The 15655-nt window shown below is 68.6% G+C and carries 15 protein-coding genes and 1 tRNA gene; 7 read left to right on the forward strand and 9 right to left on the reverse strand.

Annotation, left to right across the window (positions count from 1 at the left end):
- Nucleotides 1–100: 100 nt before the first annotated feature.
- Entirely contained in the window at nt 101–577 is a 477-nt protein-coding gene (locus tag OLX23_RS12570; protein WP_264445343.1) for a DUF805 domain-containing protein, read from the forward strand.
- Here the strand turns inward: OLX23_RS12570 and OLX23_RS12575 are convergent.
- Both OLX23_RS12575 and OLX23_RS12580 read right to left on the reverse strand, forming a co-directional pair.
- Nucleotides 574–3099 (reverse strand): ABC transporter permease, encoded by a 2526-nt coding sequence (locus OLX23_RS12575; RefSeq protein WP_264445344.1) that lies wholly within the window; start codon nt 3097–3099, stop codon nt 574–576. The two genes, OLX23_RS12570 and OLX23_RS12575, sit on opposite strands and share 4 nt — an antisense overlap.
- Nucleotides 3096–3785, reverse strand: coding sequence for an ABC transporter ATP-binding protein (locus OLX23_RS12580; protein WP_264445345.1), 690 nt, complete (start codon nt 3783–3785; stop codon nt 3096–3098). Before OLX23_RS12580 ends, OLX23_RS12575 begins: the two co-directional genes overlap by 4 nt.
- 48 nt (nt 3786–3833) lie before the next feature.
- Between OLX23_RS12580 and OLX23_RS12585 the strand changes: the two genes are divergently transcribed.
- On the forward strand, nt 3834–4565 hold the full coding sequence (locus tag OLX23_RS12585) for an arylesterase (RefSeq protein WP_264445346.1): 732 nt from the start codon (nt 3834–3836) through the stop codon (nt 4563–4565).
- On the opposite strand, the gene recF is transcribed toward OLX23_RS12585, so the two are convergent.
- Genes recF through OLX23_RS12600 form a run of 3 tightly spaced genes read right to left on the reverse strand, consistent with a single transcriptional unit; the run spans nt 4534 to nt 7565 of the window.
- Nucleotides 4534–5631 carry a DNA replication/repair protein RecF gene (gene recF / locus OLX23_RS12590; protein ID WP_264445347.1) on the reverse strand — a complete coding sequence of 366 codons (1098 nt, stop codon included), beginning with the start codon at nt 5629–5631 and terminating at the stop codon, nt 4534–4536. The genes OLX23_RS12585 and recF overlap by 32 nt on opposite strands.
- 17 nt (nt 5632–5648) lie before the next feature.
- Nucleotides 5649–6428, reverse strand: a complete 780-nt coding sequence (locus OLX23_RS12595; RefSeq protein WP_264445348.1) for a queuosine precursor transporter — start codon at nt 6426–6428, stop codon at nt 5649–5651.
- Nucleotides 6429–6437: 9 nt separating this feature from the next.
- Complete coding sequence (locus tag OLX23_RS12600; protein WP_264445349.1) at nt 6438–7565, reverse strand: epoxide hydrolase family protein; 1128 nt, start codon at nt 7563–7565, stop codon at nt 6438–6440.
- Between the two features lie 86 nt (nt 7566–7651).
- Here OLX23_RS12600 and OLX23_RS12605 point away from each other — a divergent pair.
- Together OLX23_RS12605 and OLX23_RS12610 are read left to right on the forward strand one after the other, a co-directional pair.
- A tRNA-Arg gene (locus OLX23_RS12605) sits at nt 7652–7728 on the forward strand.
- Between the two features lie 32 nt (nt 7729–7760).
- Nucleotides 7761–8432: a hypothetical protein gene (locus OLX23_RS12610; RefSeq protein ID WP_264445350.1), complete on the forward strand. Its 672-nt coding sequence runs from the start codon at nt 7761–7763 to the stop codon at nt 8430–8432.
- A 15-nt stretch (nt 8433–8447) separates the two neighbouring features.
- Here OLX23_RS12610 and OLX23_RS12615 read toward each other — a convergent pair whose 3' ends face one another.
- The gene (locus tag OLX23_RS12615; RefSeq protein ID WP_264445351.1) at nt 8448–8783 is read right to left on the reverse strand and encodes a DUF6481 family protein; all 336 of its coding nucleotides are present in this window, start codon (nt 8781–8783) and stop codon (nt 8448–8450) included.
- A gap of 195 nt (nt 8784–8978) precedes the next feature.
- On the opposite strand from OLX23_RS12615, the gene OLX23_RS12620 reads away from it, so the two are divergent.
- Entirely contained in the window at nt 8979–11459 is a 2481-nt protein-coding gene (locus OLX23_RS12620) for a TonB-dependent receptor domain-containing protein (protein WP_264445352.1), read from the forward strand.
- A gap of 63 nt (nt 11460–11522) precedes the next feature.
- On the opposite strand, the gene OLX23_RS12625 is transcribed toward OLX23_RS12620, so the two are convergent.
- On the reverse strand, nt 11523–12101 hold the full coding sequence (locus OLX23_RS12625) for an FMN-dependent NADH-azoreductase (RefSeq protein WP_264445353.1): 579 nt from the start codon (nt 12099–12101) through the stop codon (nt 11523–11525).
- Nucleotides 12102–12207: 106 nt separating this feature from the next.
- Between OLX23_RS12625 and OLX23_RS12630 the strand changes: the two genes are divergently transcribed.
- Nucleotides 12208–12588 carry a winged helix-turn-helix transcriptional regulator gene (locus tag OLX23_RS12630; RefSeq protein WP_264445354.1) on the forward strand — a complete coding sequence of 127 codons (381 nt, stop codon included), beginning with the start codon at nt 12208–12210 and terminating at the stop codon, nt 12586–12588.
- Between the two features lie 162 nt (nt 12589–12750).
- Here the strand turns inward: OLX23_RS12630 and OLX23_RS12635 are convergent, their stop codons facing one another.
- Nucleotides 12751–14052, reverse strand: a complete 1302-nt coding sequence (locus OLX23_RS12635) for a glycoside hydrolase family 130 protein (protein WP_264445355.1) — start codon at nt 14050–14052, stop codon at nt 12751–12753.
- 93 nt (nt 14053–14145) lie between these two features.
- Complete coding sequence (locus OLX23_RS12640) at nt 14146–14874, reverse strand: SDR family oxidoreductase (protein WP_264445356.1); 729 nt, start codon at nt 14872–14874, stop codon at nt 14146–14148.
- Nucleotides 14875–15087: 213 nt separating this feature from the next.
- On the opposite strand from OLX23_RS12640, the gene OLX23_RS12645 reads away from it, so the two are divergent.
- A complete protein-coding gene (locus OLX23_RS12645) occupies nt 15088–15654 on the forward strand; it encodes a TonB-dependent receptor plug domain-containing protein (protein WP_264445357.1) in 567 nt (188 codons plus the stop codon).
- Nucleotide 15655: the final 1 nt, after the last annotated feature.

Raw genomic sequence — 15655 nt, forward strand, 5'->3', positions numbered from 1 at the left:
ACGGGAAGGGGGCCTCGCGGCCCCCTTTTTCGTTGCGGTAAAGGCAGATGTGTGATGCCTTGAAGATCTATTCTTGGTTCGGAGGAAAGGGGACGACGCCATGGAATGGATGCTGATGCCGTATCGCAAGCTCTACCGTCTGATCGAGGGGCGCTCTTCGCGGCAGGAATTCTGGATGTTCGTGCTGCTCAACGTCATCGTCGCGGTGATCTTCATCGGCCTGTTCGCGACCCTGATCGGCGGCGCGGCCTTTGCCAGCAGCGGCGGCAATCTCAGCGATCTCGGCGCGGCTTTCGCCGGTGTCGGCTTCGTCACGATGATCGTCTTGCTGGTGCCGATGTACATCTGGGCGATCCTGACGGCGGTCGCCTCCTTCGCGGTGACGATCCGGCGGTTCCACGATCTCAACCTCTCGGGCTGGGTCTACCTGCCCTTCGCGATCTTGGGTGCGGTGCCGCTGATCAACTTCCTCGTCTGGATAGCGCTGATCGTGGTCATGTGCCTCAAGGGCACGAGCGGCCCGAACAAGTACGGCGAGGATCCGACCCAGCCGACCAGCGCGGCGGTTTTCGCTTAAAGCTCGCGCAACGCCTGTGCCGGTTTCGCCCGCAACAGCGGTAGCGAGCCGGCCAGCGCGAAGCCCAGGACCAGCACCAGGCCGGTGCCGAGCACGATCAGGACCCAGGTCCAGTCGGGCAGCCAGTCGAACTCGAACATCTGGGTGACGATCGCCCAGGCAACGCCGCTGCCCAGCACCAGCGCGACGAGCGACAGCGCGCCCGCCAGCAGGCCGTATTCGGCCATCTGCAGCAGCAGCAATTGCCGCCGGCTTGCGCCGAGCACGCGCAGGATCACGTTGTCGTAGGTCCGGCTGGCGCGCGCCGCGGCGATCGCGCCGAGCAGCACGGCCAGGCCCGCCAGCACCGCCACCGAAGCCGCGGCGAGGATCGCCGCCGACATCTGCGACAGCAGCGCGCGCGCTTCCTTGAGGATGCCGCCGGTCTCGATCACCGAGGTCGCGGGGAAGGCCTGGGCCAGCTTGCGCAGCAGCCCGGCCTTGCTGTCGCCGGCTGGCACGTCGATCGTCGCGGCGAGGTTGTGCGGCGCGTCGGCCAGGGTGTTGGGCGAGAAGACGAGCACGTAGTTGAAGCCCATGTTCTCCCAGTCGAGCCGGCGCAGCGAGGCCACCGTCGCAGTGCGCTCGACCCCCAGAACGGCGACGGTGATCCGATCGCCGAGCTTGAGCCCGACCGCCTTTGCCAGTTCCTCGTCGACCGAGACCAGCGGCGGGCCGGCATAGGCCTTGGGCCACCATTGGCCGGCGACCAGCGAATTGCCTTCGGGCACGTCCTGCGAATAGGTCAGCCCGCGCTCGCCGCGCAGCGCCCAGCCTTTTTCGGGGATCGTCTTGAGATCGGCGACGCGCGTCATTCGGCCTTCGGGGCCATAGGCGATGATCGCGCCGCGCAGCGCGGGCACCGTGCGAAGCGTCGCGCGCGGGAGCACCTCGTGCACCGCCTGCTCGAAGGCCCCGACCCGGTCCTTGGGCACGTCGAGCACGAAATAGTCGGGCGCGCGCTGGGGAATGCGCTTGGCGATGTTCGCTTCGAGGCTGGTCTGGATCGCCGCGAGCAGGACGAAGGCCGAGAGCCCGAAGCCGAGCGCGGTAACCAGCGCGCCGGTCTGCGCGCCCGGGCGGTGCAGGTTGGCGAGGCCGGCGCGCAGCAGCGGCCCGCGCGGTCGCGGCAGGCGCGCGGCGAGGCGGCGGATCGCCCAGCCGAGCCCGCCGAGCAGCGCCAGCACCCCGGCGGTGCCCGCGAGGAACAGCGCGGTGATCTTGATCTGCGCGGCGCTCGCCAGGGCCAGGGCGACGATCGCGGCGAGCCCTAGGCCGACGGGCAGCAGCACGGCCTTGCGCGGCAGGGCCAGCGGCGAAACGCGCGCGCGCATCAGCGCCATGGCGGGGAAGGTGCGTGCGCGGGCGAGCGGCGGCGCGGCGAAGATCAGCGCGACGAGCAGGCCATAGGCCGCGGCGCGCAGCAGCGCCCAAGGCGCGAAGACGAAGCCCGTGGTCACCGGCAACAGGGTGCCGAGCGCCTGGGCGAGCAGCGGTGTCACCAGCACGCCGACGGCGAGGCCGGCCATGCTGCCCGCGATCGCCGCGGCACCGATCTGTAGCACGTAGATCCGCGCGATGTCGCCGCTGGTCGCGCCGAGCACCTTGAAGGTGGCGATGCTCGCGCGGCGCGCCTCGAGATAGGACGAGACGCCGCCGCCGATGCCGATCCCGGCGATGGCCAGCGCGGCGAGACCGACGAGCACGAGGAATTCGCCCATCCGCGAGACGAAGCGCTCGGCCCCCGGCGCCGCGCGATCGCGCGTGCGGAAGTTGAAGCCGGCGTCGGGGAAGCGCTTCTGGAGATCCTCGACCGTCGCTTCGGGATCGCGGTCGCTGGGCAGGACCACGCGGACCTTGGTGCGGAACATGGCGCCGGGCGCGGTCAGCCCGGCCTGCTCGGGCACGGAATCGCGGACGATCGCGACCGTGCCGAGCGACAGGCCTTCGCTGAGCCGGTCGGGCTCGTCGTCGATCACACCCTCGACCGTCAGCCTCTGGCCGCCGATCGTGACGCGATCGCCGACCTTCACGCCGAGCCGCTCGGCCGCGCCCTCGGCGATCCAGGTGCCGTCGTCCGACGGCGCGCCGACCTCGCGGCCGTCCTTCAGGCGCAGCCTGCCGACCATGGGCCAGCGCTCGTCTACGGCCTTGAGCTCGACGGGTGCGAAGCTGTCGTTGGCGCTCGCCATCGCCTGCATGCGCGTGCCGGACGACACGCGGCCCAGCGCGGCCAGTGCCTGCCGTTCGCCGCGGTTCAGGCCGCGCTGCCAGACCTGGAGTTCGATGTCGCCGCCCAGGATCGCGCGGCCGCGCGTCGCCAGTTCGCGCTCGATCGAGCCGGTCAGGGTGCCGATCGCGGCGATCGCGCCGACGCCGAGGAACAGGCAGACGAGCAGCAGCCGCAGCCCGCGAAACCGCGCGTTGAGATCGCGCCGGGCGATACGCCAGGCGGTGGACCAGGGGAGGGGAGCTGCGCTCACGCGGCGGTATCGCTCGCGATTCTGCCGTCCCCGATCGTCACGACGCGCTCGCAATGGTCGGCCAGCGCGGTGTCGTGGGTGATGATGACCAAGGTCGCCTGGGTCTCGGCGCGGCGGGCGAAGAGCAGGTCGATGATGTCCGAACCCGTCGCGGCGTCGAGATTCCCCGTGGGCTCGTCGGCGAAGATCAGGGTGGGGCGCGGGGCGATGGCGCGGGCGATGGCGACGCGCTGCTGCTCGCCGCCCGAAAGCTGCGCCGGATAGTGCGTGAGCCGGTGGCCGAGCCCGACCGCGGTCAGTTCGGCCGCCGCGCGTTCCTGGGCATCGGGCATGCCGGCCAGTTCCATCGGCGTGGCGACGTTTTCGAGCGCGGTCATCGTCGGCAGCAGGTGGAAGGCCTGGAGCACGATGCCGATGCGGCCGCGCCGCGCGCGGGCCAGGCCGTCCTCGTCGAGCTTGCCGAAATCCTCGCCGGCGACCGTCAGGCTGCCCGAAGAGGCGCGTTCGAGCCCTGACAGCACGGCCATCAGCGAGCTCTTGCCCGAGCCCGAGGGGCCGAGCAGCGCCAGGGTCTGCCCTTGCGGGACGACGAGATCGAGCCCCTTGAGAATGGCGACCGCGCTCTCGCCGCTACCGAGAGTGAGGGTCAGGTTCTGCGCCGAAATGGCGGGCTGGGGGCTTGTCACGCGGGGGAGATGGCATAGCTATGCCGCGTCGGGCAAGGAGACATCTGTATGAAATTGTACGCGGGCCTGCTGATTACAAGCGCGCTCTTGCTGACGGGATGCGGCGGTGCAGAACCGGCGCCGACACCGTCGCCCAGCGAGGAGCAGAGCGTCGAAGCCCGCCCGGAAATCCCGGTGATGGGGCAGGAGGTGCGCGTGCTCGCGCTCGGCGACAGCCTGTTCGCCGGCTATGGCCTCGCTTCGGACCAGGCCTATCCGGTCAAGCTCGAAGCGGCGCTGCGCGCGCGGGGCGTCAACGCGCGGATCGCCAATGCCGGCGTATCGGGCAACACCTCGGCCGAGGGCCGCGCGCGGCTGGCCTTCACGCTCGACAACCAGGAGCGCGCGCCCGATCTCGTCATCATCAGCCTTGGCGGCAACGACATGCTGCGCGGCCTGCCGCCCGAGCAGACGCGCGAGAATCTCGACGCGATCCTGACCGAGCTCGACAGGCGCAAGATCAAGGCGGTGATCATGGGCCTGCTGGCCCCGCCGAACATGGGCCCCGAATATCGCGCCAAGTTCGATCCGATCTTCCCGTCGCTGGCCAAGAAGCACGGCGCGGTGCTGGTGCCGTTCTTCCTCCAGGCGGTGATCGGCCGGCCCGACCTGATCCAGCAGGACCACATCCACCCGACCGCGCAGGGCCTCGAGGCGATCGTCGCGGCGACGGTGGAACAGGTGGCGGGGGCCTTGCCCGAGACGGCGGCTAAGACAGCCGCTCCACCGCCCCCTCGCTGACGCGCCAGACCGCGGCCTCGGCTTCGATCGCGGCGAAGGGCGGCAGTTCGGTCCCGGTCAGCCAGATCTGTGCGCCGCCGGCGCGGAGCCGGTCGAACAGCGCCTCGCGTCGCAGCGGATCGAGATGGGCGGCGACCTCGTCGAGCAGCAGCAGGCGCGGCCGGGCGGTGTCATCCGATATATCGAGATCGAGCCCGGCATGGGCCAAGGTGATCGCGATCAGCATGGCCTTCTGCTCGCCGGTCGAGCAGTCGGCGGCGGGTTGTTCCTTGCCCGCCATGGTCACGGCGAGCTCGTCGCGATGCGGCCCCACCAGGGTCCGCTGCGCGGCGCGATCGCGCCGTCGGCCCTCGGCGAGCGCGCGCGTCAGGTCGTCGCGGTCGAGCGGCCCGCCGGGCACATAGGCCAGCGAAGGCCGCGCGAAAGGCGCTTCGGGCAGGGCGAGCAGCGCGGTCTGCAGCCGCTCGACCAGCCGTGCGCGGGCCTGGGCCACGGCCGCGCCGGCCTCGGCGACCTGCGCCTCGATCGCGTCGAGCCAAGCGGGATCGGGCTCCACGTCTCCTGACAGCAGGCGATTGCGTTCGCGCAGCGCCGCTTCGAGCCGCGCCGCCTGCTTGGCATGCGCGGGTTCGAGTGCGAGCACCAGCCGATCGAGAAAGCGCCGCCGCGCGCCCGCGCCCTCGGCGAAGAGCCGGTCCATCGCCGGGGTCAGCCAGCCGATGGACAGCCATTCGCCGAGCCGCACCGCCGGCGCCGAGGCCTGGTTGACCTGGACGACGCGGCGGCCGGGAGCCTCGGCGCTGGTGCCGGTGCCGAGCCGCACCGGGCCCGCCGGCGTCGCCAGCTCGGCGCTGATCGCGAAGCCGCCCGGACCGGCCTGTGCGGGCATGTCGGCGAGTTGCGCACGGCGCAGGCCGCGGCCGGGCGCGAACAACGAGATCGCTTCGAGCACGTTGGTCTTGCCCGCACCGTTTTCGCCCACGAGCAGGTTGAACTGATGCGTGCCCTCGATCCGCGTCTCGTGGTGGTTGCGGAAGTCGGACAGCAGGATGCGATCGAGCGCCATCGTGGCGATATGGGGTGCTAGACCGATTCCGTCTTGGCGAAGGGCGAGAACTCGGTGTCGGTGTCGAACACGTCGACCCCCTCGCGGTTCTTGAGCCAGCCGACGACGGCATAGGTCGCGGGGGTCAGGATCACTTCCCAGCCCACCTTCATCGCCCAATTGGTGACCATGACCATGACCACGTCGTGCGTTTCCCAGATGCCGAGGAAGGCGATCGGGTAGAACAGCGCCGAGTCCACGGCCTGGCCGAACACGGTCGAGCCGATCGTGCGGCTCCACAGGTGCTTGCCCTGGGTGAAGATCTTGAGCTTGGCCATGACGAAGGCGTTGACGAATTCGCCGGCCCAGAAGGCCACGACCGAGGCCGCGACGATGCGCCAGGTGGAGCCGAAGACCGAGACGTAGGTCGATTGGCAGATCGTGCCCGGATCGAGGCCCAATGCGGCGAAGACTGGGTCGCCGCTCGAGGCGCAGCCCCAGGTCGGCGAGGGCGGCATGGCGACGACGACATAGGACATGAAGGCCATGAAGATCAGCGCGACCGTGCCCGCCCAGACGCAGCGGCGCGCATTGGCATAGCCGTAGACCTCGGTCAGCACGTCGCCGAGCACGTAGGACACGGGGAAGAACAGGATGCCCGCGCCGAAGGTGAAGCCCCAGACGGTCGCCAGCTTCGCCGCGCCGATCAGGTTCGACAGCAGCAGGATCGCCACGAAGGCGGCCATGGCATATTCGAAGTAACGGAAGTGCCGGCGCGCGCCGGAACTGCCCTCGATGCGGGAAAGCGGCTGATCCATGGCGCTTGCCTATCCTGTCTTTTCGGGCGCGCAAAGCATCTGCGCGAAACTGCGCACATCTTCGAGGAACAGTTCGGGCACCTCGATCGCCGGATAGTGTCCGCCCTGCGCGATTTCGCTCCAGCGGACCAGGTTGTAGTGCCGCTCGGCCCAGGGGCGCGGGATCATCACCAGCTCGGCGGCGAAATGGGCCACGCCCGTCGGCACGGTGACGAAGCGTTCGGGCACGGGATCGTGCACGGCCTCGCGATAGAGCATCTGCGACGAGGCGGCCGTGCCGGTGAACCAGTAGAGCGCCGTGGTCGCGACGATCCAGTCGGGCGCGAGGCCGGGATTGCCGGGCAGGGCGAGGTCGGCCCAGTCGCGCAGCCGCTCGCCGAGCCAGGCGAGCAGGCCCGCGGGGCTGTCGTTCATCGCGTGGGCCACCGACAGCGGCGCCTGGGCGACGAGGTTGAAATGCGGCGCGCGCAGCAGGCCGGCATAGATGTCGGCGAGCGCCTGGTCGGCGGGCGAGAGCACCACGCCGGCCTCGACCGGCGGCGCGCTGCCGTTGACCGAGTTGAGGTGCAGGCCGATCACCCGCTCGGGCCATTCGCGCGCGATCTCGGTGCCTATGCCGCTGCCCCAGTTGCCGCCCTGGATCAGGAAGCGATCGTAGCCGAGCCGGGTCATCAGTTCGGCCATCTGCGCGGCGATGCGGCGTGGCGAGACGCCGGAGCGCGTGGTCGACCAGCCGTAGCCGGGCAGCGAGGGGGCGATCACATGGAAGGCCGGCGCGTCGTCCGCCGCGGGTTCGGCCAGCGGTTCGCAGAGATCGAGAAATTCGAGCACCGAACTCGGCCAGCCGTGGAGCAGCAGCAGCGGCACGGCATCGGGCCGCGACGACCGGCGGTGGATCGCGTGGATCGCGATCCCGTCGATCTCGGCGATCACTTGCGGCTGGGCGTTGAGCCGCGCCTCGACCGCGCGCCAGTCGAAGTGCTCGGCCCAATGGGCGCAGAGTGCGCGAACGAAGGCGAGTTCGGCGCCATAGCCGGGGGCGCCGCCGGTAGGGTCGTCGAGCCAGCGCGTTGCCGCCAGCCGCTGCTGCAGCTCGGCGAGCGCCGTCTCCTCGACCTGGACCGTGAACGCCCGCACCGCTTGCCCCCTCCGCTCGTTATGCCCCGCGGTGGACCCTATCGCGGTTTGCGCGCAAGGCGAAGGCCGCTATGAGATGCGGCAACGCGCCCGTAGCTCAACTGGATAGAGTCCCCGCCTTCTAAGCGGGTTGTTGCAGGTTCGAACCCTGCCGGGCGCGCCATTTCGGGCATTCGCGAAGGGACTGCGCCGCCCATGAATTTCGTCCAGTGGCTGAATTCGCTCGACGAGTTTCTCTACGAGCTGATGAGCTGGCTCGTGTTCTTCCCCGTCACGATGGTCAGGATCCTGCGCCATCCGCTGCAGACGATGGACTATGCCGAGGCGCAACTGGCCCTGCCGCAGGACGACCAGTACCGTGCCGCGGTCAGCCCGCCGGTGTTCCTGATCCTGACCCTGATGGTCTGCCAGGCGATCGAGCTGACCGTGTTCGGCGTCAATCCGGTGGTCGCGAGCCGGCATGGCCTGGCCGCGCTGGTCAACGACAACACCACCCTGCTGCTGCTGCGCCTGATGCTGTTCGGCATGTTTCCGCTGGTGCTGGCCACGCGCATGGTGCGCAAGAGCGCGCTCGACCTCGATCGCGAGACGCTCAAGGCACCGTTCTACGCGCAGTGCTATGCCGTGGCGCCCTTCGCGCTGATGCTGAGCCTGGGCGCGAGCATGACGCACCTGCCCGTCGCGGCGGCTGCCGCGATCGGCCTCGGGATCGTCGCCGCGGCCTTCCTGTTCTACGGGCTGCTGCAGGTGCGCTGGTTCGCGCTCAAGCTCGACCAGTCGCTTCCGGCGGCAATGTTGACGGCGTCGATCGGACTGATCGAATCGATCGTCTTCACCGTCATCATCGCCGCGCTGTTCGCCTTCTAGCGGCGGTCTCTCGCGCTACTTCTTGCGAGCCTTGCGCGCGGCATAGCGCGCGTCGCGGGCCGCCTTGAGTTCGGCCTCGGTCTTTTGCGGCTTGGCGGCGGAAGCGGCTGCCGCTTCGGCCTTGGCCTGCGCTTCGGCGCGGCGCGCCTCGGCCTTGGCCTCGCGCTCGGCCTTGGCCGCCTTGGCCTTCTCCAGCCGCTCGGCCTCGCGCGCCTGCTCCCTGGCGACGCGCTCCGCCTGCTCGGCCGGGTCGACCGCGGGCTTCGCCTTCAACTTCGCCAGTGCCTTGGCGCGCGCTTGGGTTGCGGCTGCCACTCTGTCCTGGAATCCAGGTTCTCTATATCCTGCCATCGCGCGGCCCTTTGACGATTTTTGCGGCGGTTGTGAAGGGTTGATCGATCGTTTGTGTCGGCGTCGGTCTCATCGGTGCCGTCTATGTGTTTCTACGAGGGACGGCGGAAGGGCGGTATCCACCATAGTTCCCCTAAGTGAATCCGCGGGAAACCACGCCAAGTGCGGATGGCGGCAACCGGGATTCATTTTTACATGAAGAAGGCCGTTTATCTGCTCGCGGGAGCCTCGCTGCTCCACGCCCTGCCGGCGCTCGCTCAGTCGGCGCCCACCCAGACCGCACCTGTCGTCACCGCCAAGCCTCAGGCCGAGAATGCCAACCAGGAGGTGTTCTCCACCGGCGTCGCCAAGGGCCGCGATCGCCTCGACAGCGCCACCTCGACCAGCGCGCTGCGCGGCAGCGAAGCCGAAAAGCTCGGACCGCGCCCGCTCGCGGACATCCTGCGCACGATGCCGGGCCTGCGCGTCGAATCGGGCATCGGCGAGGGCAATGCCAACTATACCGTGCGCGGCCTGCCGCTGGCGGCCGGCGGCTCAAAGTACATGCAGATTCAGGAAGACGGCCTGCCCGTCATCGAGTTCGGCGACTTCTTCAACTTCGGTGCCGACGTCTTCTCGCGCGCCGACTTCAACCTCGCGCAGATCGAGTCGATCCGCGGCGGTTCGGCCTCGACCTTCGCCTCGGATTCGCCGGGCGGCCTGATCAACCTGATCTCCAAGACCGGCGAGACGCAGGGCGGCTCGATCCAGTTCACCAAGGGCCTCGACTACGGCGAGAATCGCTTCGACGCCGACTACGGCGGCAAGCTGAGCGACAGCCTGCGCTTCCACGTCGGCGGATTCTACCGCTGGGGCGAAGGCCCACGGAACATCGGCTTCACCGGCTACAAGGGCGGCCAGATCCGCGCGAACATCACCAAGCAGTTCAGCAACGGCTACATTCGCGTCCACGCCAAGTATCTCGACGATCGCTCGCCGACCTTCGCGCCCTATTTCTTCAAGCTGACGGGCACCGACAGCAATCCGACGATCGCCAACCTGCCAGGCTTCGACATCCGCAAGGATTCGGTGCTCTCGCCCTATATCGGGCCGGTGGTCACGCTCGACGGCGAGAACAAGCTGCAGAAGTTCCCGCTCAAGTACGGCATGCATCCGGTGTCGAAATCGGTGGGCCTCGAGGCGCAGTTCGAAGTGGGCGGCTTCACCCTGACCGACCGCGCGCGCTATTCGGCGAACAAGGGTGATTTCCTCCGCGTGTTCCCGAACACGGCCGACACGGTCACCGCCTTCGCCGCCTCACAGGCCGGCGCCGGCGCGGTGGCGCGCTATGCCAGCGGGCCGAACGCGGGCCAACTCGTACCGACCAACGCCAACGGCAACGGCCTGCTCGCGCTGTTCTACATGGCCGAGACGCGCGCGCGCAGCCTCGACAACTTCACCAACGACTTCCGCGCGACGCGCGTCTGGCGTCTGGGCGAGGGTAACCTCACGGTCACCGCCGGCCTCTACAAGGCGATCCAGACGCTCAAGTCCGAATGGCTGCACTCGGCCTTCGACGCCGACGTCGCCGGCGATGCGCAGACGGCGATGGTCAACATCACCAGCGCCACCGGCGTGCCGCAGACGGTCGATGGCTACTATGCCTATGGCCGCGGCCGGACGAGCAAGTTCCGCCGCATCTTCGACGTGAAGTACAACATCACCGCGCCCTATGCCTCGGTGAACTATCACGTCGGCAAGGTCGCGATCGGCGGCAGCCTGCGCTACGACAGCGGTCGCGTACGCGGCCAGCTGTTCGGTGCCGACCTCGAAGGCGGGCGCGTCGGCCTGGTCACCCAGGACATGAACGGCGATGGCGTGATCACCGCGCCCGAGCGCAGCGTCGCCTACCTGCCGCTGACCCAGCCGGCGCCGGTGAACTACAACTACGGCTATCTCAGCTATTCGGCGGGCGTGAACTATCGCATCGCCGAACAGCTCTCGGCCTTCGCGCGCTACAGCCGCGGCGGTCGCGCCAATGCCGACAAGATCCTGTTCACGCCGATCGTCAGCACGACCGACGGCAGCGTCGCCGACAGCAAGGACAAGTACGACGAGGTCCGCCAGCTCGAAGGCGGCTTCAAGTTCCGCACCTCGAACGCGACCCTGAACGGCACGGCCTTCCTGGCCCATGCCGACGACCACAACGTGCTCAACGGCTCGGCCAACCGGACCTTCCGCTCCTATCGCGCCTATGGCCTGGAGCTCGAAGGCTCCTATCGCACCGGCCCGTTCAGCGTGACCGCGGGGGCAACCTATACCAAGGCCAAGATTACCGAGGACAAGCTCGACCCGACGCTGACCGGCAAGGAACCGCGCCACCAGCCGGCCTGGACCCTGCAGGCGACGCCGCAGTACGAGACCGAGCTTTTCACCGTCGGCGCCAACGTGGTGACGATCACCAGCTCCTATGCGCAGGACAGCAACCTGCTCAAGATGCCGGGCTTCACCGTGGTCAACGCCTTCGTCCAGTTCCGTCCGGTCGAGCGCGTCCAGCTGATGGTCAACGCCTACAACCTGTTCGACAAGATCGGCTTCTTCGAGATCTCGCAGAGCACCGTGCCCGCCAACGGCATCGGCTCGGGCCGCGCGATCAACGGGCGGACGGTGTCGGCCGCGCTGCGCTACGACTTCTGACCGAACGCGCGGGGCCGGCCGAGACATGGCCATCGGGCCGGCCCCGCGCGTGACGACGATGATCTAGGCCGTGGTGGCGACCGGCGTGACGTCGTCGATCCAGGCCAGGGCTGCATCCAGCGCCTGCTGGCGATGTTCGGGGCCGATGGCCACGCCTTCGGCGATGACGACCTGCGGATCGGTGATCCCCGCGAAGCCCAGCATGGCGCGCAGGTGGCTCTCGGCGTGCTCGTTCGCCTCGCCGGGGCTCGCCTTGCCATAATAGCCGCCGCGCGAGGCGGTGATGATGACGCGCTTGTCGCCGGCCAGGCCTTCGGGGCCGGTCGCGGTATAGCGGAAGGTGCGCCCCGCGATCAGCACATGATCGAACCAGGCCTTGAGCTGGCTGGGAATGCCGAAATTGTACATCGGTGCACCGATCACGAGCACGTCGGCCGAGAGGAATTCTTCGAGCACGGCCTCGCCCTCGGCGCTGCCGAAGCGGTCGAGCGTCAGGTGCGGCAGCGGATCGGCGGCGAGATCGCGATAGGTGACCTCGATCGCGGGATCGTGCTCCTTGAGCTGCGCGACCACGGCGGCGGAGAGCAGGCGGCTGGCCGAGGCTTCGGACTGGATCGAGGAATCGATATGGAGGAGTTTCATCGGGGCTATCCAAACTGGTGCAAAGACCCCAGCTAGCTATGGAGCGCCATCCGACGCGCCAAGAACGCATTTTTTTGGGACCTAGTCACACCGGTATGACCGCCACATGGATATGACCGCCACCGTCAGCACCCGCGGGCACCAGAAGTGCGGCAAGCTGGCCGAGCATCTCGCGCGGATCGGCGATCGCTGGACCCTGCCCGTGGTGGTGACCTTGGGCGAGGGTCCGCTGCGCTTCAACCAGCTGCGCCGCGGCGTCGCCGGCATCTCGCAGCAGATGCTGACGCGCACGCTCCGCGCGCTCGAACGCGACGGCATGGTCGAACGCACGGTCCACCCGACGGTGCCGCCGCAGGTGGTCTATGCGCTGACCGAACTCGGCACGTCGCTGGCGGACCAGGCCTTGCGGATCGGCACCTGGATCGAGGCGAACCTGGACAACATCGAAAGCGCGCGCGTGTCGTTCGACGCGCGGCAGGGGGATTGAGGCCTACCTAGCTTGGATCCTCCCCCGTCGGGGGAGGGGGACCGCCCGCGCAGCGGGTGGTGGAGGGGGCGCGGCGCGGGCGACGTTCTCGTCCAACTGCAGCCCCCTCCGTCAGCCCTGCGGGCTGCCACCTCCCCCGGAAGGGGAGGATCGTAGGTCGCCCTACGCCGCCACCATCACCGCCAGCAGATCGTCGAGCTCGGCGACGGCGAAGGCGGTGAACTCGTCGGCCACGCCGAAGGGCAGCAGGACCCTCCGTCCGTGGACCAGCGCGCCGCAGCTGTAGGTGACGTTGGGCACGTAGCCGCCGCGCTGCTCGGCGCTGGGGTAGACTACCGGCGCGCGGGTCCGTGCCAGCACGCGCGACGGATCGGCCTTGTCGAGCAGGCAGGCGCCGATGGCATAGCCGCGCACCAGGCCGACGCCGTGGGTGAAGACCAGCCAGCCCTCGGCGATCTCGATCGGCGAGCCGCAATTGCCGATCTGCACGAATTCCCAGGGATAGCGCGGCGCCATGATCGGCTTGCCGGTCTCCCAGGTGTAGAGATCGTCGGAGCGCAGCAGCCAGACGTTCTCGCCGTCTTGCCGGCCCAGCATCACGTATTGGCCGTCGATCCGGCGCGGGAACAGCGCCATGCCCTTGTAGCCGGTCATCGCCCCGGTCAGCGGCCGCATCTCGAAGGTCCTGAGGTCGATGCCGCGCAGCAGTTCCTGGCGGACCTTGCGGCCGTCGTAGGCGGTATAGGTGCCGATGACCTGCTCGCTGCCGTCGTCGTCGCGGAAACCGACCATGCGCAAGTCCTCGATCCCCTGGCGCTGCGAGGGCAGCACGGGGAAGACCACGGTTTCCGAGACGTCCTGGCTCTCGTCGCATTGCAGCCGCACCCAGCCTTCGCTGTCGCTCTCGATCCGCGGCGGGATACAGTGCGGGCTGGCCGGATCGATCGTGAGTGCGCGGTCGCCGTCCCAGGTGCCCGTGCGGAAGGTGACCGAGGAGACGTGGCCCTCGCCGATGCCGCGCAGCGAGAGCAGGAAGTGGGGCCCTCGTTTTTCGGCGTCGTCGATCGTGCCGTCGGTTCCCGGAATGCGCACGATGCTGGGATTGAACAGCGCGGCGGATTCGAAGGCATATTCCTGGCTCAGATAGGCGCCGAGCAGCAGGCTTTCGCGGTCGTCGAGCGCGGGCGTGTCGCCGAGCTCGTCGGTCAGGCATTCGACCTGGCGCGCGAAAGTCGCTTCGGCATTGCAATGGCGCTCGTGCATCGGCCCCTGCAGGAACGCGAGCATGCGCTCGCGCACCTCGGCGTCGAGCGAGCCGATGCGCTGCGCCACGCGCTGCAGGCGGGTTGGGCCGCCTGCAGCGAAAGCCTGGGGATAGGCGAAATGGAAAGGCCGGATGACGGTGCGGGACGGGTCGGGGTGTAGCTCGCAGTCCAGCTTGGTGAACACCTCCGCAGCATCCATGCCTCGTCTCTCCCAGCGCGATCGGTCAGACAGGCTCAACGCGCAGGGCGCGCTTTGGGTCCTCGGTCTGTCCCGCCGCCGGGGCGAGCAAGGTCAGGTCGCGCGGGCCTCGAGCATCAGCTCGGTCACGGCGACGTCGGCGGGCAGGTCGATCAGCCAGGGCAGCATGTCGGCCACCGAGGCGAACTGGCTGACCGCGTTGTAGCCGATCTTCCGCTTGGCGCGCTCCTCGCGGAAGCGGGCGAAGACTTCGGGCGACATGTTCATCGTCATGCCCTCTTCCATCATGCCCGCGGCGCGTAGCATCGACACGCGGATGCCGCGCTCGGCCACTTCCTCGCGCAGGGTCTTGGTGAAGCGCTCCAGCCCGGCCTTGCTCGTCTGGTAGAGCGCGAGCATCACCGCCGGCTCGGCGACCGTGCGCGTGCTGATGTTGATGATATGGCTGCCTTCGCCCATCTGCGCGAGCGCCGCGCGGGTGACGTGGATCGTTCCGGCGAGATTGGTGTCGAGCGCCTGGGCGATCTGTTCGTCGCTGCCTTCGTCGATCATGAAAGGCTCGTAGACCGCGGCATTGTTGATCAGCACGTCGATGCGCGGCTCGCGCTCGGCGATCGCGGCAAAGGCCGATCGCACGCTGCCGACGTCGCCGACGTCGCAGGACAAGGCAAAGGCGCCGCCACCGATCTCCTCGGCCACGGCCTCGACCTTGCCCAGCGACCGCCCGAGCAGCACCAGCCGGTGCCCCTCGCGTGCAAGCCGTCGCGCCATCGCTCGCCCGAGGCCCGAGCCCGCACCCGTAATCACCACCACCTTGCCCATCCGCACCTCCTGGATTCGTTTTTCGCGAAGATAGCTCCCACTATCGACAAACCAAGTCCACCGGTGGTTTTCGTTCCAGACATCGTGCTGGAACCACGGTGCCAAATGTCATAGACGTGGTGAAATAGGACTGCGGCGTATTGTTCGAAGACGTGCGGCGCCGGCTTGGGAAGAAGGCATCGGTAAAACGCCGGGCCAACGTGGGAGGATGTGATGAGGAACGCCGTCAAGCCCGGACTCCGTCTGGCAACCGCGATGCTGGCCGTGCTGTCGGTCCCCGCCTATGCGCAGGACAGCGACGACAGCCGCGGGGTCAACGAGATCATCGTCACCGCCCAGCGCAAGCAGCAGAGCGTGCTCGACGTGCCGCTGTCGATCCAGGCGACCAGCGCCGACCAGCTCGCCAATGCCGGTATCAAGCAGATGAGCGATCTCCAGCTGACCACCCCGGGTTTCGCCACGTCGAACGCCTCGGGCTACAACCAGATGTTCATCCGCGGCATCGGCAACTCGATCTTCGTCGGCGCCGATCCTTCGGTCGCGACCTTCATCGACGAAGTCCCGCGCGTGTTCGGCTCGATGGTCAACAACTTCGTCGACGTCGAGCGGGTCGAGGTGATCAAAGGGGCGCCGGGCGCGCTCTACGGCCGCAACGCCACGGGCGGCGCGGTCAACTCATCACCCGCCAGCCGAGCACCGAAGCCCCCGCGGCGACCTTCCGCGCCTCCTATGGCGAGAAGAACACCTTTCAGGCCTCGACCTACGTCAACCTGCCGCTGAC

Origin of the sequence: Novosphingobium sp. JCM 18896, assembly GCF_025938095.1 — a bacterium.
Taxonomy (GTDB): Bacteria; Pseudomonadota; Alphaproteobacteria; order Sphingomonadales; family Sphingomonadaceae; genus Novosphingobium.

Excerpts from the sequence above, each read along its gene's own strand:
- recF (WP_264445347.1), bottom strand. The coding sequence starts at position 5,631 with ATGGCGCTCGATCGCATCCTGCTGTCCGACTTCCGCAACCACCACGAG.
- OLX23_RS12585 (WP_264445346.1), top strand. The coding sequence starts at position 3,834 with ATGAAATTGTACGCGGGCCTGCTGATTACAAGCGCGCTCTTGCTGACG.
- OLX23_RS12620 (WP_264445352.1), top strand. The coding sequence starts at position 8,979 with ATGAAGAAGGCCGTTTATCTGCTCGCGGGAGCCTCGCTGCTCCACGCC.
- OLX23_RS12640 (WP_264445356.1), bottom strand. The coding sequence starts at position 14,874 with ATGGGCAAGGTGGTGGTGATTACGGGTGCGGGCTCGGGCCTCGGGCGA.
- OLX23_RS12645 (WP_264445357.1), top strand. The coding sequence starts at position 15,088 with ATGAGGAACGCCGTCAAGCCCGGACTCCGTCTGGCAACCGCGATGCTG.
- OLX23_RS12615 (WP_264445351.1), bottom strand. The coding sequence starts at position 8,783 with ATGGCAGGATATAGAGAACCTGGATTCCAGGACAGAGTGGCAGCCGCA.
- OLX23_RS12595 (WP_264445348.1), bottom strand. The coding sequence starts at position 6,428 with ATGGATCAGCCGCTTTCCCGCATCGAGGGCAGTTCCGGCGCGCGCCGG.
- OLX23_RS12635 (WP_264445355.1), bottom strand. The coding sequence starts at position 14,052 with ATGGATGCTGCGGAGGTGTTCACCAAGCTGGACTGCGAGCTACACCCC.
- OLX23_RS12610 (WP_264445350.1), top strand. The coding sequence starts at position 7,761 with ATGAATTTCGTCCAGTGGCTGAATTCGCTCGACGAGTTTCTCTACGAG.
- OLX23_RS12625 (WP_264445353.1), bottom strand. The coding sequence starts at position 12,101 with ATGAAACTCCTCCATATCGATTCCTCGATCCAGTCCGAAGCCTCGGCC.
- OLX23_RS12630 (WP_264445354.1), top strand. The coding sequence starts at position 12,208 with ATGGATATGACCGCCACCGTCAGCACCCGCGGGCACCAGAAGTGCGGC.
- OLX23_RS12570 (WP_264445343.1), top strand. The coding sequence starts at position 101 with ATGGAATGGATGCTGATGCCGTATCGCAAGCTCTACCGTCTGATCGAG.